Annotated in this window: 15 protein-coding genes; 6 read left to right on the top strand and 9 right to left on the bottom strand. The window is 60.3% G+C overall.

Features of this window, described 5'->3' with window-relative positions; translation table 11 throughout:
* The first annotated feature begins 49 nt into the window (after positions 1-49).
* Positions 50-1,078 carry a DUF4424 domain-containing protein gene (locus tag LQK83_RS17785; RefSeq protein WP_230838739.1) on the top strand — a complete coding sequence of 343 codons (1,029 nt, stop codon included), beginning with the start codon at positions 50-52 and terminating at the stop codon, positions 1,076-1,078.
* 3 nt (positions 1,079-1,081) lie between these two features.
* On the opposite strand, the gene dxs is transcribed toward LQK83_RS17785, so the two are convergent.
* On the bottom strand, positions 1,082-2,995 hold the full coding sequence (gene dxs / locus LQK83_RS17780) for a 1-deoxy-D-xylulose-5-phosphate synthase (protein ID WP_230838738.1): 1,914 nt from the start codon (positions 2,993-2,995) through the stop codon (positions 1,082-1,084).
* Positions 2,996-3,227: 232 nt separating this feature from the next.
* A complete protein-coding gene (locus LQK83_RS17775) occupies positions 3,228-4,151 on the bottom strand; it encodes a pirin family protein (RefSeq protein WP_230838737.1) in 924 nt (307 codons plus the stop codon).
* A 222-nt stretch (positions 4,152-4,373) separates the two neighbouring features.
* Between LQK83_RS17775 and LQK83_RS17770 the strand changes: the two genes are divergently transcribed.
* The 3 genes from LQK83_RS17770 to LQK83_RS17760 are packed head-to-tail and all read left to right on the top strand — an operon-like array spanning position 4,374 to position 7,579.
* On the top strand, positions 4,374-4,838 hold the full coding sequence (locus tag LQK83_RS17770; protein ID WP_230838736.1) for a MarR family winged helix-turn-helix transcriptional regulator: 465 nt from the start codon (positions 4,374-4,376) through the stop codon (positions 4,836-4,838).
* The gene (locus LQK83_RS17765) at positions 4,831-6,024 is read left to right on the top strand and encodes an HlyD family secretion protein (protein ID WP_230838735.1); all 1,194 of its coding nucleotides are present in this window, start codon (positions 4,831-4,833) and stop codon (positions 6,022-6,024) included. The genes LQK83_RS17770 and LQK83_RS17765 overlap by 8 nt, the downstream gene beginning before the upstream one ends.
* Entirely contained in the window at positions 6,017-7,579 is a 1,563-nt protein-coding gene (locus tag LQK83_RS17760) for a DHA2 family efflux MFS transporter permease subunit (protein ID WP_230838734.1), read from the top strand. Before LQK83_RS17765 ends, LQK83_RS17760 begins: the two co-directional genes overlap by 8 nt.
* A 48-nt stretch (positions 7,580-7,627) precedes the next feature.
* On the opposite strand, the gene LQK83_RS17755 is transcribed toward LQK83_RS17760, so the two are convergent.
* From LQK83_RS17755 to LQK83_RS17735, 5 genes are all read right to left on the bottom strand, one after another.
* Positions 7,628-7,882, bottom strand: coding sequence for an exodeoxyribonuclease VII small subunit (locus LQK83_RS17755; RefSeq protein ID WP_109855551.1), 255 nt, complete (start codon positions 7,880-7,882; stop codon positions 7,628-7,630).
* A gap of 2 nt (positions 7,883-7,884) precedes the next feature.
* On the bottom strand, positions 7,885-8,817 hold the full coding sequence (locus LQK83_RS17750) for a histone deacetylase family protein (protein WP_230838733.1): 933 nt from the start codon (positions 8,815-8,817) through the stop codon (positions 7,885-7,887).
* A gap of 302 nt (positions 8,818-9,119) precedes the next feature.
* Positions 9,120-9,683, bottom strand: a complete 564-nt coding sequence (locus LQK83_RS17745) for a biotin transporter BioY (RefSeq protein WP_230838732.1) — start codon at positions 9,681-9,683, stop codon at positions 9,120-9,122.
* Positions 9,684-9,705: 22 nt separating this feature from the next.
* Positions 9,706-10,311: an energy-coupling factor transporter transmembrane component T family protein gene (locus LQK83_RS17740; RefSeq protein WP_230838731.1), complete on the bottom strand. Its 606-nt coding sequence runs from the start codon at positions 10,309-10,311 to the stop codon at positions 9,706-9,708.
* Positions 10,305-10,985, bottom strand: coding sequence for an energy-coupling factor ABC transporter ATP-binding protein (locus tag LQK83_RS17735; RefSeq protein ID WP_230838730.1), 681 nt, complete (start codon positions 10,983-10,985; stop codon positions 10,305-10,307). The genes LQK83_RS17740 and LQK83_RS17735 overlap by 7 nt, the downstream gene beginning before the upstream one ends.
* Before the next feature lie 55 nt (positions 10,986-11,040).
* On the opposite strand from LQK83_RS17735, the gene LQK83_RS17730 reads away from it, so the two are divergent.
* Positions 11,041-11,520: a DUF1284 domain-containing protein gene (locus tag LQK83_RS17730; protein ID WP_230838729.1), complete on the top strand. Its 480-nt coding sequence runs from the start codon at positions 11,041-11,043 to the stop codon at positions 11,518-11,520.
* Here LQK83_RS17730 and LQK83_RS21675 read toward each other — a convergent pair.
* Together LQK83_RS21675 and LQK83_RS17725 are read right to left on the bottom strand one after the other, a co-directional pair.
* Complete coding sequence (locus tag LQK83_RS21675; protein WP_269065726.1) at positions 11,508-11,642, bottom strand: hypothetical protein; 135 nt, start codon at positions 11,640-11,642, stop codon at positions 11,508-11,510. The two genes, LQK83_RS17730 and LQK83_RS21675, sit on opposite strands and share 13 nt — an antisense overlap.
* A 161-nt stretch (positions 11,643-11,803) precedes the next feature.
* The gene (locus LQK83_RS17725; RefSeq protein ID WP_230838728.1) at positions 11,804-12,985 is read right to left on the bottom strand and encodes a hypothetical protein; all 1,182 of its coding nucleotides are present in this window, start codon (positions 12,983-12,985) and stop codon (positions 11,804-11,806) included.
* A 198-nt stretch (positions 12,986-13,183) separates the two neighbouring features.
* Here LQK83_RS17725 and LQK83_RS17720 point away from each other — a divergent pair, with 198 nt between their 5' ends.
* Positions 13,184-14,383 (top strand): winged helix-turn-helix domain-containing protein, encoded by a 1,200-nt coding sequence (locus LQK83_RS17720; RefSeq protein ID WP_230838727.1) that lies wholly within the window; start codon positions 13,184-13,186, stop codon positions 14,381-14,383.
* Positions 14,384-14,435: the final 52 nt, after the last annotated feature.

Raw genomic sequence — 14,435 nt, 5'->3', positions numbered from 1 at the left:
GCCCTGGCCGTGTTTATCGTCTCCTGGGGACTTGAGGGGACAGACGGACATGACGAAGACGGTGCAAACGCTTTGTGCTCTGGCGACACTTTGCCTTGGCGGTGTGGCCGCTCCGGCCTATGCCAATGACTCGACGGCGCAGATGAAGACCGGCGGTCTCGAATTCGTCCAGACCGACGATATCGAGATGGCCGAAGAGAAGCTTTACGTGTCTCCGGAAAAGGTGACGGTCGAATATCGCTTCCACAACAAGGCAACCAGAGACATCGAGGCGCTGGTCGCCTTTCCGATGCCGAACCTGGAAAGCGGCCTCGAAGTGAACGTGGCGATCGACTACGACGCTGGCGACAACTTCCTCGGCTTCACCGTCAACCAGGACGGCAAGGACATCAAGCCGGAACTGCAGCAAAAGGCGCTGGTCCACGGTGTCGACCTGACGGACCGGCTGAAGGCGCTCAACATCCCGCTCGTTCCCAATTCGAAAGCCTCGACCGAAGCGCTTGAAAAGCTGCCGGCCGACAAGCTGGCCGAACTGGTGACGCTTGGTCTCGCGCGCGTCGATCAGTGGGACGACGGCAAGGGCATGAAGGAGCATCCGACGTCGAACTGGACGCTGAATGCGGTCTACTGGTGGAAGACCGTCTATCCCGCCGGCAAGGACGTGATCGTCAAGCACAGCTACAAGACCAGTGTCGGCGGTACGGTCGACCTGACCTATCTCGATGAAAACGGCCAGCCGAAGGGCGAGCAGTGGAACGACTATGTCAAGCGCTATTGCCTCGACGACAACATGGTCAAGGTCGCGCAGAAGAGCTGGAAGTCCAACCAGGCCGGCAACGGCCCGCTCTATGTCGAGAACTGGATTTCCTACATCCTCATGACTGGCAACAACTGGGCCGGTCCCATCGGCAAGTTCACGCTGACGGTCGACAAGGGCAAGCCCGAAAACCTCATCAGCCTCTGCGGCGACGGGATCAAGAAGACCGGGTCGACCATGTTCGAGATGCAGAAGACGGAGTTCTATCCGGAGCGGGATCTGGAAATTCTGCTGCTGGTGCCGGCGAATTTTCAGCAGTGAGCCTCAAGCCCGCTGCGTCAGATGCGCCGTGCCCAGCGCCTCGAACACCGTCCTGACGATCCCGGCGCGATCCAGCCCGGCCTTGGCATACATGGCTTCGGGCTTCGCCTGATCCATCCACACATCCGGCAGAACCATCGGGCGGACCTTCAACCCGCCGTCTATCAACCCTTCACGGGCGAGGAATTGCAGGACATGGCTGGCGAAGCCGCCGATGGAGCCTTCCTCGATCGTCACCAGCACCTCATGCTCGCGCGCCAGGCGACGGATCATGTCCTCGTCGAGCGGCTTGGCAAAGCGCGCGTCAGCGACCGTGGTTGAGAGGCCGGCAGCCTCCAGATCTTCCGCCGCCAGCAGACAGTCTGCCAGACGCGTACCGAAGGAGAGGAGGGCCACCTTGGTGCCTTCCTTGACGATGCGGCCCTTGCCGATTGCAAGAATCTCACCGCGCTCCGGCATCTCGACGCCGACGCCTTCGCCGCGCGGATAGCGGAACGAGATCGGGCCTTCGTCATAGGAAACGGCGGTGCGGACCATATGCTTCAGCTCAGCTTCGTCGCTGGCTGCCATGACGACGAAGCCCGGCAGCATGGCGAGATAGCCGGTGTCGAACGAGCCCGCATGGGTCGGTCCGTCGGCGCCGACGAAGCCGGCGCGGTCGATGGGAAACCGCACGGGCAGCTTCTGGATCGCCACGTCATGTACGACCTGGTCATAGGCGCGCTGCAGGAATGTCGAATAGAGCGCCGCAAAGGGCTTCATGCCGTCGCAGGCAAGACCCGCCGCAAAGGTGACCGCATGCTGCTCGGCAATGCCGACATCGAAGGTGCGGGCTGGGAAGGCGTCTGCAAACTTGTCGACGCCGGTGCCCGACGGCATGGCGGCCGTGATGGCGACGATTTTCTCGTCAAGCGCGCCTTCCTGCACCAGCGTTTCGCCGAAGACGGCGGTGTAGCTCGGTGCATTCGGCTTCACCTTGGCCTGCGCGCCGGTGATGACGTCGAACTTGTTGACGCCATGATACTTGTCGGCAGCCTCTTCCGCCGGAGCATAACCCTTGCCCTTCTGGGTCACGACATGGATCAGCACCGGACCCTGCTGGTTGTCGCGCACATTGCGCAGGACAGGCAGGAGATGCTCGAAGGAATGGCCGTCGATGGGGCCGATATGGTAGAAGCCGAGCTCCTCGAACATCGTGCCGCCGGTCACGTAACCGCGCGCATGCTCCACAGCTCTGGTAATCGCCCGGTCTACCGTCTTGCCGAGATAGGCCGTCAGCTTCTTGCCGAATTCGCGCATACCCATATAGGTCCGGCCCGAGGCGAGGCGCGCGAGATAGGCGCTCATGGCACCCGTCGGCGGGGCAATCGACATGTCGTTGTCGTTGAGGATGACGATGAGCCGCGCGTCCAGCGCCCCGGCATTGTTGAGCGCCTCGAAGGCCATGCCCGCCGACATCGCGCCGTCGCCGATGACGGCAATCACGCGTCGATCGCTGCCCTGCAGGTCGGCAGCCACCGCCATGCCGAGGCCAGCTGAAATCGAAGTCGAGGAGTGGCCGGCGCCAAAGGGATCGTATTCGCTCTCGCCGCGCTTGGTAAAACCGGAAAGCCCGTCTTCCTGGCGCAGCGTACGGATACGCTCGCGCCGGCCGGTCAGGATCTTGTGCGGATAACACTGGTGGCCGACATCGAAGATGATGCGGTCGTTCGGCGTGTTGAAAACCTTGTGGAGCGCAATCGTCAGCTCGACGACGCCGAGACCGGCACCCAGATGCCCGCCCGTCTTCGACACGGCGTCGATCATCTCCGCGCGCAGCTCGGATGCCAGCTGCGGCAGATCACGGTCCTCGACCTGTTTCAGGTCCGCCGGAATATGGACGGTGTCGAGCAGAGGGGTGGAGGGTACGCTCGTCAATGGATCTCGGCCTTCTACTGCAATCCGGTCAGACCCGCATGGTTGCGCGTTGGACGGAACTGCACTCACAAAAAATATTCAAAGCAGGCTGGCCGACAGGACGTCGCCGCGCATGCTCGCTGATACCTGCTTTTGTCCCCTGTCAGGCAATTCTTTGCCTATAAAGCATCGTGTTCCGCGTTGAAAGCGGCAAGACGATGACATGCGAAACTCGTCTTAGTAATAATTCATTTCATCCCTGTGGCAAAGGCACGAACTCTTCCTCATCGCCCGGCACGATATCGAAACGTCCCGTTTTCCACTCCTCCTTCGCCTGTTCGATCCGCTCCTTGGACGACGAGACGAAATTCCACCAGATATAGCGTTGCGACTTGAGCGCATCGCCGCCGAAGAACATGACATGCGCACCAAGCGGCCCGGCCTCGAACAGGATGGCGTCGCGCGGGCTGAGCACAAGCAGCTGGTCGGCTTCGAACGTGGTTCCGGCGACCGTGACCGTGCCGGCAAGAATATAGGCCGCACGCTCTTCCCACTTGGGCGCCAGCGAAAAGCGTGCGCCGGGATCGAGCTTGATGTCCAGATAGAGGGTCCCGGTCGGCACCTTGACCGGCGAGGTCATGCCCTCATAGGCCCCGATCACCAGGCGGCCGTGAAGACCGGCTTGAGAGAACTCCGGCATCACGGCGGCTTCCGTATGCGCAAAGCTTGGGTCGATTTCCTCCAGCTGGTCCGGCAGGGCGAGCCAGGTCTGCAGGCCGGAAATCGATTGCGGATGGCCACGCAGCTTTTCCGGTGACCGCTCGGAATGGACGATGCCGCGTCCCGCCGTCATTAGGTTGATGTCACCCGGCTGGATGACCATGTCGTTGCCCAGGCTGTCCTTGTGGGTGATCTGACCGTCGAAAAGATAGGTCACCGTCGAAAGGCCGATATGCGGATGAGGCCGCACGTCGAGCGCCGCATCCGCCTTGAGAACGGCAGGCCCCATCCGGTCGAAGAAGATGAAGGGGCCGACCAGCCGGCGCTTGGCCGAGGGCAGGGCGCGCCGCACCTCCAGCCCGCCGATGTCGCTGGTGCGTGGCACGATCAGCAGCTCGACGGCATCGCAGGCGCTGGCATCGCCGGGTTCTGGATCCTGTCCGGGAAAGAAGGACATCGGCTTTCCTTTCGTCAGTTTGAGAATTGCTAAAATAGTCGCTCTCACATCAAGCGCAATCGCTTGCGCGCAATTCGGTAACCATCTCGCTCGAATTCGCGTTCTGAGCCATTTCGACACAGCTGATTTTTGTCATGCCGGCGTCACAACCTCTTGCGAAAGCGCAAAAGAAATTATATATGCTGCCTTATTATAAGTAAGCTTATCTTTTCGAGCGAAGCAATGCCGAAGGAAGACCAGACAATCGGGATCTTGCTGCACGACGTAGCGCGACTGATGCGCAAACGTTTCGAGCAGCGCGCTCGACCTGTCGGGTTGACGCGCTCGCAGTGGCAGACGCTGCTTCTGCTTTCCAAGAACGAGGGCCTTCATCAGAAGGCGCTGGCCGAAATGCAGGAAGTTGAGCCGATCACGCTCATGCGGTTGATCGACAAGCTGTCTGAGCGCGGCCTCGTCGAGCGTCGCAAGCACGAGACCGATCGCCGGATCTGGCTGCTTTATATGACGGATCGGGGTCGTGAACTTCTCTCCGGCATGCGTGAGCTGGGCGAGGAAACGCGAAATGAATCCCTGGAAGGCATTCCCGACGAAGAACGGGTGCGTCTGTTCCAAATGCTTGAAACCATGAAAACAAACCTTGTTGAAGGCTGCCGTCAGGCAGCGGAAGTTGAGAAGAGACATGTCTGAGCCAGTAAAGATCCGTCAGGGTGAAGATGCTGCAACTGCCAAGCTGGAGCGCCCGGCCAATACGTCCGAAGCCAAGACCTCGGTCATTCCGCCCGAGACGCCGGTTACAACGCCTTCAAAGGGTAAGCGATCCCGCGTCCGCACCATCCTTTTCGCAGCGCTTCCCATCGTGCTGGTGATCGGTGGCTATTACTACGTCACCGGCGGCCAGCTTGTTTCGGTGGACAACGCCTATGTTCAGGCGCGTATCGCCGGTATCTCCACCGATGTCGCCGGCACGGTGAAGTCGATCGAGGTTCACGACAATGAGAAGGTGACGGCGGGCCAGGTTCTCTACAAGCTTGACCCGGCGAGCTTTCAGATTGCCCTCGACGGTGACAAGGCCAAGGTCGATGCCGCCCGCAATGATCTCCTGACACTTAAGGCAACATACGCTCAGGATCAGGCGCAGATCGTGCAGGCGCAGGCTGACCTTCCTTTCTATGAAGATGCTTACGAGCGCGCCCAGAAGCTCGTCTCGTCGGCGACCGCTTCCAAGGCGACGCTCGATCAGGCCAGCCACGATCTCGAAGCCGCCAAGCAGAAGGTGGATGTCGCCAAGGCTGAAGCCGCCGCGACGCTTGCCAAGCTGAACGGCAATGTCGATCTGCCACTCGATCAGTTCCCCGAATACATGCAGGCTCAGGCCGCCGTCGAGGATGCTCAGCGCCAGCTGGATCACACGGTTGTCAAGGCTCCGTTCGACGGCGTGGCCACCAACGTAAACGCCATTCAGATCGGCACCTACCTGCAGCCCGCCCAGACCGCTTTCTCGCTTGTCTCGACGAAGGATATGTGGATCGAGGCGAATCCGAAGGAAACGGAGCTGACCTATGTGAAGCCCGGCCAGCCGGTGACGATCTCGGTCGATGCCTATCCGGGCGTCACCTGGAAGGGTGAGGTCGCCAGCGTCAGCCCGGCTTCTGCGTCGAGTTTCTCGCTTCTGCCGGCCCAGAACTCCTCCGGCAACTGGGTGAAGGTCGTCCAGCGCATTCCGCTGCGCGTCAAGGTCAACGCCGAGGACGGCAAGCCGCAGCTGCGCGCCGGCATGAGCACGGAAGTCGATATCGACACCAATCATGCCCGTGGCCTGCCGCAATTCGTGGAAAACCTGCTGGGCAGAAACACGGCCTACGCTCATGAGTAACGCGGCAACATCCTCGGCCGGGTTTACGCCCGTTGCCAACCGCGGCGCCATTGCGGCCTGCGTGATCCTCTCGGTGATCATGCAGGCGCTGGACACCACGATCGCAAACGTAGCGCTGCCCTATATCCAGGGCAGCGTCTCGGCCAGCGCCGACCAGATCAACTGGGTTTTGACCTCCTACATCGTCGCCGCCGCCATCATGACGCCGCCGTCGGGATTTCTGGCGGCCAAATTTGGCCGCAAGCGTATCCTGTCGATCGGCATTGTCGGGTTCGTGGTCTCCTCGGTTCTGTGCGGTCTCGCTCAGTCGATCACCCAGATCGTCGCCTTCCGCCTCATGCAGGGCTTTTTTGGTGCAGCGCTAGTTCCGCTTTCGCAGAGCATCCTGCTCGATATCTATTCGGCGGAAGAACGCGGCCGCGCGATGGCCATGTTCGGTGTGTCGGTCATGGTCGGCCCGATCCTCGGCCCCGTCATCGGCGGCTGGCTGACGGACAATCTGAGCTGGCGCTGGGTGTTCTACATCAACGTCCCGATCGGTATCCTCGCCGTCATGGGCATTGCCACCTTCGTGAAGGAAACCGAGATCAACGCGAAAGCCAAGCTGGACTGGTTTGGTTTCGGCGCGCTGTCGGTCGCCATCGGCGCGCTTCAATTGATGCTCGACCGCGGCTCGCAGCTGGACTGGTTCTCGTCGGGCGAAATCATCATAGAGACGATCGTCGCCGCCGGCGCGTTCTACCTCCTCGTCGTACACACTCTGACGGCCGAAAAGTCCTTCGTGAACCCACGCTTGTTCCTTGACCGGAACTTCGCAGTCAGCATGCTGTTCATTTTCGTCGTCGGCGTCGTGCTGCTGGCCTCGCTCGCGCTGCTCACGCCCTATCTGCAAACGCTCATGGGCTATCCTGTCATCACGGCGGGTCTCGTCATGGGACCGCGCGGGATCGGGACGATGCTCTGCATGATGCTCGTCGGGCGCGCTATCGGCAAGGTCGACACGCGGATCCTGCTCTTCGGTGGTCTCGCCGTTACCGCCTTCGCCATGTATGTCATGACCGGCTGGACGCCCGATATCTCGCAATGGGAAATCGTCTGGGTCGGCTTCATTCAGGGCGCAGGGCTCGGGCTTCTCTTCGTCCCGCTGACGACAATTGCCTTTGCGACGCTTCCGCCGGAAATGCGCGGCGATGGGACAGGTCTCTACAACCTCTCGCGCAACATCGGCTCAAGCGTGGGGATTGCCGTTGTGTCGGCTCTGTTGACCTCGAATATCCAGGTCAATCACGCCGAGATCGGCGCGGCGCTGACACCGTTCAACCAGTCGCTTCAGGCGCTTGCCCATGCCGGGCTGAACCCGAACACGTCCGCAGGGCTCTCGACGCTCGATGGCCTCGTGACCCTGCAATCGACCATCATCGCCTATGCCGATGATTTCAAGCTCTTGATGCTGATGTCCATCGTCGTCATGCCGCTGCTGCTTCTTCTGAAGCCGCCGAAGCGTTCCGCCTCCGAAGAGGATAACGAAGAGGCAATGGAAATCGTGATGGAATAAACGCAAGAAAGCGGACTCATCGAGCCCGCTTTCTCGTTTCTATGCGTCTTACTGCCCGTCCAGCGGCTCGACGCCCTGCGGCTTGCCGGCGCGGTCCAGACGGATTTTCTCGATGCGGGCTTCGGCGGCAGACAGCAGCGTCTCGCAATGCTTCTTCAACGCTTCGCCGCGCTCATAGATGGCGATCGACTGGTCGAGCGCCACGTCGCCGCGCTCCAGCCGCGACACGATGCTTTCGAGCTCGGCGACCGCCTGTTCGAACGAAAGGCCCTTGATGTCGGCCGGTTTTGCGGTGTCCGTCATGGTCATCCTTTCATGAGCCTGTAGATATGCGCGCCGGCCGATTCGGCCAGCCCCTGAAGGTCATAGCCGCCTTCGAGGATGCTGACGAGACGGTTGGAGGATAAGTCCCCCGCCATATCCATGAGTTTGCCCGTCGCCCAGTCGAAATCATCCGCCACGAGATTGATCTGCGCCAGCGGGTCGCGGTGATGCGCGTCGAACCCCGCCGAGATGATGATCAGGTCCGGCGAGAAATTGCGGATCGCCGGCAGCACGCGATCCTTGAAGGCCTCGCGGAAATGATCCGAGCCCGTATTGGCCGATAGCGGCGCGTTGACGATATTGCCCACGCCCGTCTCGTCCTTCCGTCCCGTGCCCGGATAGAGCGGCATCTGATGCGTCGAACAATAGAGCACCGACGGATCGGCCTCGAAAATGTCCTGCGTGCCGTTGCCGTGATGCACGTCCCAGTCGATGATGGCGACGCGCTCCAGCCCGTGCTTCTGCTGTGCATGGCGTGCGGCAATCGCCGCATTGTTGAAGAAGCAGAAGCCCATGGCGCGCATCCGCTCGGCATGATGGCCTGGCGGGCGCGAGGCGACGAAGGCATTATCGTGGCTGCCGGAGATCACATCGTCCACTGCGGCCATCGCCCCGCCAATGCCGGTGAAGGCCGCCTGCAGGCTCTTCACGCCGGCATAGGTGTCGCTCTCCAGCTGATTGATCTCATCCTCGTCCTCCGGCATGGCGCGCATGACGGCAAAGAGATGCTCCTCCGGATGCGCCAGCAGAACCGCATCCTCATTCGCCTGCGGTGCTTCCTTCCGGTCGAGCGGGGCGAAATTCGGATGGCTCAGCGCCTCGTTGAGCGCCCGTAGCCGATCCGGCCGCTCGGGGTGGCCGGCGGGAACCTCGTGTTCCAGAAAGATCGAATGCTCGTAAAGCCGTGTCGTCATGGTGGAACCTGTTTGGGGTGGAGGGGTGGAGACGATGTTAGATGGGTTTTGTGACCGGGGTTGGCTAGTCTCTCCCGCTTTGTGGCTGGCGCTTGGACCCCCTCTCTTGCGATTTCTAACACTTAGCTGAAGCTAAGATGTTGAAATCGCTTTCTCCCCCACCAAGGGGGAGATGGGGTGAATGCCGGTGCGCCATGTTCCAATCTCCCCCTCGGTGGGGGAGAAAGTAAAATCACGATCTTAGCCAAAGGCTAAGTCGTAGATTTTGCAAGAGAGGGGGGTGCCCCAGTCGCGCCCTTGTATCACGCCCGCGACGGCAGCATCGGGTACCCAGCCAGCACCGCCCGCGCAGCCAATGTCGCAATGACGGCCTTGATCAGGTCGCCCGGCACAAACGCGAGGTTGCCGATCAGCGCCTTCATAAACGGAGTGCCGGTCGAGAAGCACAGCCACGCAATCCCGAACGCATAGACCACTATGATGCCGCCGGCGATGCTGGCGAGGAAGAAGCCGATATACTGGCGCACTTCCGGCTGGCCGTCATGCACCAGTCGTTCCGCAATCAGCCCCGTGACAAACGCGCCGAAGATCCAGCCGATGATGTATCCGCCCGTCGGCCCCATGATCTTCTGCAGGCCGCCAGCCCCGCCAGCCAGAACCGGCAGGCCTATGGCGACCATCAGCACGACAAGCACATAGGAAGCGGCCCCGCGCTTGGCGCCGATGATGGTGCCTGCCAGCATGACGCCCATCGACTGCGCCGTAATCGGCACCGGAATGAAGGCGAGCGTGATCGGCGGCAGAAAGCCGAGGGCGACGATGATGGCAGCGAACAGTGCCACAAGCACGATATCCTTGGTGGTCATGATCTCTCTCCTTTGGAAGCCTTCAGCGGCCCCTTATTCCCCTGGCGTCGATGGCGTCCGCAATCGCGTCCGCATCCTTCAACGTCAGAATGATCAGCGGCCCGATGGCCCTCAATGGTCGGAACGCGATGCCGCGTGCCGCATGCGCTTGCTTCAGCGCCTCGTAGTGCCCGAAGATATCCGGCAGGAAGCGAAGCACAAGCCCCAAAGCGAGCCCGACATCGGCCGCGCGCACGATCCCCAGCCTTTCGGCGGGTCGAAGCGCCCAGGTGATCGTCTCCATGAAATCCGCAATCCGCGTCGTTGCCGTCACGGCGGCGGCCAGAAACACCACCGCCAGCAGCCGCAGCGTCGAGACAAGCGCCTCCTGCCAGCTCAGCACGAAGCCGTTGAAAATCGCGAGAACGGCAATGGTGAACAGCACCGGCTTCAGCCGCTGAACCGCCTCGCGAAACGGCATCGGCAGGGCGAAATAGATCGCCCCCGTCACCGCCACCGCGGCCGCCTGAACGGCCAGAAGCTCGGTGAAATAGAGCGCGAGCCCGAAAACGAGGATCAGCGCCAGCTTAGCCCCCGGCCGTTGCCGATGCAGAAACGTGTCGCCTTCGACATAAAGGCTCGTCAGCATCCCGCGATCTCCCGGTAATGCGCAATCGCTGCGGCAGGCAGGCCGTCAAACACGATGCGCCCCTCATGAAACACCAGAACCCTGTCGAAATCCTCGATCAGCGGCAGGTCGTGGCTGATGACGATGGCGTTTTCTGGCAGGCCATGGATCGCATCGACCACGCGCCTGCGGTTCTTGAGGTCCAGCTGGTTCACCGGTTCGTCGAAGATGAGGATATCCGGCCCCGTGGCCGACACGCTGGCAATGGCCGCCAGCTGCAATTCGCCGCCTGAAAGCTCATGCACCCGGCGCGGCCCCAGCGCCTCGATGCCGAAGCGGGAAAGCGCCGCCTTCGCCCGCGTCTCGGCTTCCGCTGGCGCGAGCCCATGCGCCTTGAGCCCGAAGACGATGTCCTCCATCACCTGCGGCATGATGAGCTGCTGCGCGGGGTTCTGGAAGATGAAGCCGGCGACGGAGAGCACCGCCTTCGCGTCCTTCACCGTATCGAGCCCGTTGACCGTCACGGTCCCCGAGGTCGGCTTGACCAGCCCGTCGATCAGCTTGGCGAAGGTCGTCTTGCCGGACCCGTTGAGCCCGATGATCCCGATGCGCCGCTCGGTGAGCACAAGCGAAAACGGATGCAGCGCGACATGCGTCTTGAATTTCACCGAGCAATCGGAAAAACGGATGTCCAACGCGCTACAGTCTCCATGACAAGCTGGAAAGCGTCTATAGCCAAGGATGGACCGTTTGCAAACAGAACCATGTCGCGACGCGGTGAAGGAGAACCAGCCGGTCCGCCTGCGCGGCCACCATTTCCTCTGTCTTCTGACCTACAAGGGCCTCGGATACACCCCCGCCTTCGTCGAGAACATGACGGCCGTGGCGACCCGCATCAACGCCGGCGCAAAGGTCATCCTCCATCCCGGCCCCGACGATATCTGCGCGGCGCTTTCCCCCGCCGACCGCGCCGCCTGCAACCACGATTGCGCCAAGCCGGAAACTGCCGCTCTGGATGACATGGCCGAAAAGGCCACCGTCGCGGTGCTCGGACACGGGCTGAACGAAGCCTTCACGCTCGACGCGGAAAAGGTCGAAAAACTCCGCGCAGCCTTCCTCACCGGCGAAAGCCGCAGCGCCTGCGGCCTCTGCCGCTGGCGGGCGGTGTGCGACGAGATTGCGGAAAGCGGGTTTGCTGAAACGCTGCTCAAAGGCGCTCACGCCACCTGACTGCCGCCGGTGCCGGCGATATAGGCCAGCGCAATGCCGAAAGAGACCGCCATGCGCAAAAGAATGAACGGCATCGTCCGCGCCATGATGCCAATCGTCCTGCCAACATCAAAATCCCACATCGCCCCGCCCTCCGGAATTTGCGTCGATCATCATCGGTTTTGGCTATGACGGGCAGGGGGTGGGTTTTGTTCGGGGGGGGGATGTGAGCGCACCCAACAAAGCCGCCTGTCCTCCAGATCAGTTGGCGCAGATGCTCTCGATCGAAGGCGCGGCCGGTCCGTCAAGTGTAAAATGCGAGTTGATCCAACGTGAGTAGCGATTGAAGCGCCCGCACTTGTGTATAAGTTTCCGCCCCAGCTGCGCCATGGCCGATTGCATGGCGTGAGCATGATGTAGCACCTCCTGTATCCGGATCGAAATTTGCAAACGTATTTAGTTGCAAGTAACGGGCGAAAGCGGTTGGGAGTAGCAGAGTGTCGGCGCCTCCAGATTTCCTTTCTGCCGAATTAATTGCAAATTCGAGTAGCTTTTCCAATTTTGCGCTGGAGCCATTTTTCGTTCGGTAGGCATCACGCAGTATTCCCTCAATTTCAGTGAGAACAATTTTTAAGACGGCAATTGAATCACCTGCGGCGTAGTTGCGTAAAGCTGACCGAAGAATAGTTTCTTTGCCGGCGAAATGAGGCTTCGCTAACCATCGAGCGAACATTCGCTCAATTCGACTTGTGTCAAACGATTTTATAATCTGGTTTTCGTGATCAATCAGATCAATGCCAGCTTTACAGCAATCGGCCAGAGTCCTAAATTCCTGCCCTGCAATCTCGACAAACGGAAACCATCCGGCAGAGATAAGAGTATCAAACACGCTTTGATTGCTAATTGCATCATACAAGTCGCGATATTTTATGGTACGAAAAATCGTCCCAAGATCACGTTCCATATTATCTACGGAGAAATCTCCACTCGGGTTCAAATCAAAGAAAAGGCCAAACCGCCAGCCTTCTCGAAATATACATAAAACGCGATCTTCCTTTTTTATATTTACAAGAGGAAAGGACATCGCCGTTACATCCGCAATGTCATTTTCGAATACAGGGCTTCCAGCTTGTACAGGAATTTTTACGATTACATTGATTGAAATAGCGGCTTTATCTAGCCACAGCTCTCCAGTGTTATCAGGGTGTATCACTAACAGGACGCAGTCGTGTTTGGTGAGATCAATGAAATGACCAGCTTGGTTCGCTCGATGGCGCAAATGGTTTGCTAGCCCTTCGACAATCGTATGAAACGACATATCGTCCGAGGTTGTCCCAAGCCGTGTCCAAACCTTGATTGGTTGTCCGGGGCGCGCGGCCTCCGCTGACACGCCATTTAGCTGTAACTCTGTAAGTTTAATTGGTTCGCCCAAATTGCCGACCAAAGTGCCAGCCTGCGGCGGTTTCGGATGCTGCGATTCGCTCATAGCAAATTATAACATGGTAACGATATATTCATCACTAGTATCTGCTGAATTACAATTTTTGCGATAGCGTGATAACCTGTAGAGAATTTGCCTTTGATGTTGTCGAACCAGCTCAAGAAATTATCCAAGTGCATCGGCGCATACCGCAAGCAGAGAGCAAGCACTTGAACAAATCAAGAACATATGCCTTAATGCCCCATGCCTACGCCGATCCCGAATCCGCTCGCCCGCCGCATCTTCCTTTCCCGTCAGGGCCTCTCCGCCCATCCCGGCCGCGCGCTCGACCGGGAAGGGCTCTATCAGCTCATTCACGATCTCGGCTTCGTGCAGGTGGACAGCATTGCCACCGTCGTCCGCGCGCATGAGCAGATCGTCTTTTCCCGCAACCAGACCTTCGATCGCGAGCATCTGCGCCAGCTGATCGAGGAGGACCGGCGGCTGTTTGAGCATTGGACGCATGATGCCTCGATCCTGCCGGTCGAATTCTTTCCCTATTGGAAGCATCGTTTCGTGCGCAAGGAAGCCTCGATGCGCGCGCGCTGGGCGAAATGGCAGGGGGAGGGGTTCGACAGCGCGTTCGAGGAGACCATGGCGCGCATTCGCGATGGCGGCGAATTGCTGACGCGGGAGGTGAAGCCGGAGGATCACAAGTCCGGCGGCTGGTGGGAATGGCATCCGTCCAAGACTGCACTGGAATTCTACTGGCACACCGGCAAGCTCGCGATTTCAAGGCGCGAGAATTTCCAGAAGGTCTATGACCTGACCGAGCGCGTGATCCCGGCCCATGCGCGCGAGCCGGAAGTCAGCCACGAGGCCTTTGTCGACTGGGCCTGCCGCGCGGCGCTGACAAGGCTCGGCTTTGCCACCCATGGCGAGATTGCGGCGTTCTTTGCGCTGGTCTCGCCGGAGGAGGCGAAGGCCTGGGTGATGGCCCATCGCGACGAGCTGGAGCCGGTGGAGATCGCTCCCATCGATAGCGGCAAGCCGCGCGCCGCCTTCGCCTTCCGTGGCCTCTCCGCCAACCTTGACGACTGGCCCGAGCCGCCTTCGCGGGTCCGCGTGCTCAGCCCCTTCGATCCGCTGCTGCGTGACCGCGACCGCGCCGAGCGCCTCTTCGGCTTCCGCTACCGCATCGAGATCTACGTCCCCGAGCCGAAGCGCGAATATGGCTACTATGTCTTGCCACTGCTCGAAGGCGACCGCATGATCGGCCGCATCGACATGAAGGCCGACCGCAAGACCGGCCGGCTCAATGTCCGCAGGCTCTGGTGGGAAAAGGGCGTGCGCGCCTCCTCCGGGCGGATGGAGAGGCTGATGGCCGAACTGTGCCGTGTCGCCCGCTTTGCCGGGGTGAAGGAGGTCGTATTGGCGCAGGATTGGCTGGCTCCGACCGCGTGATACGCCGATGGCGGCAAACTGGTCTTTCGGCAGTTGTTGGGTTAGAGTGATG

The organism is Rhizobium sp. C1, assembly GCF_021026335.1.
Taxonomy (GTDB): Bacteria; Pseudomonadota; Alphaproteobacteria; order Rhizobiales; family Rhizobiaceae; genus Ensifer_A.
This window is presented reverse-complemented; position numbering and strand designations above follow the sequence as displayed.

Bases quoted from the DNA above. Each gene is read 5' to 3' on its own strand.
- LQK83_RS17785 (WP_230838739.1), top strand. From the start codon at position 50: ATGACGAAGACGGTGCAAACGCTTTGTGCTCTGGCGACACTTTGCCTT.
- LQK83_RS17775 (WP_230838737.1), bottom strand. From the start codon at position 4,151: ATGTCCTTCTTTCCCGGACAGGATCCAGAACCCGGCGATGCCAGCGCC.
- LQK83_RS17770 (WP_230838736.1), top strand. From the start codon at position 4,374: ATGCCGAAGGAAGACCAGACAATCGGGATCTTGCTGCACGACGTAGCG.
- LQK83_RS17765 (WP_230838735.1), top strand. From the start codon at position 4,831: ATGTCTGAGCCAGTAAAGATCCGTCAGGGTGAAGATGCTGCAACTGCC.
- LQK83_RS17760 (WP_230838734.1), top strand. From the start codon at position 6,017: ATGAGTAACGCGGCAACATCCTCGGCCGGGTTTACGCCCGTTGCCAAC.
- LQK83_RS17755 (WP_109855551.1), bottom strand. From the start codon at position 7,882: ATGACGGACACCGCAAAACCGGCCGACATCAAGGGCCTTTCGTTCGAA.
- LQK83_RS17750 (WP_230838733.1), bottom strand. From the start codon at position 8,817: ATGACGACACGGCTTTACGAGCATTCGATCTTTCTGGAACACGAGGTT.
- LQK83_RS17745 (WP_230838732.1), bottom strand. From the start codon at position 9,683: ATGACCACCAAGGATATCGTGCTTGTGGCACTGTTCGCTGCCATCATC.
- LQK83_RS17740 (WP_230838731.1), bottom strand. From the start codon at position 10,311: ATGCTGACGAGCCTTTATGTCGAAGGCGACACGTTTCTGCATCGGCAA.
- LQK83_RS21675 (WP_269065726.1), bottom strand. From the start codon at position 11,642: ATGTGGGATTTTGATGTTGGCAGGACGATTGGCATCATGGCGCGGACG.
- LQK83_RS17725 (WP_230838728.1), bottom strand. From the start codon at position 12,985: ATGAGCGAATCGCAGCATCCGAAACCGCCGCAGGCTGGCACTTTGGTC.
- LQK83_RS17720 (WP_230838727.1), top strand. From the start codon at position 13,184: ATGCCTACGCCGATCCCGAATCCGCTCGCCCGCCGCATCTTCCTTTCC.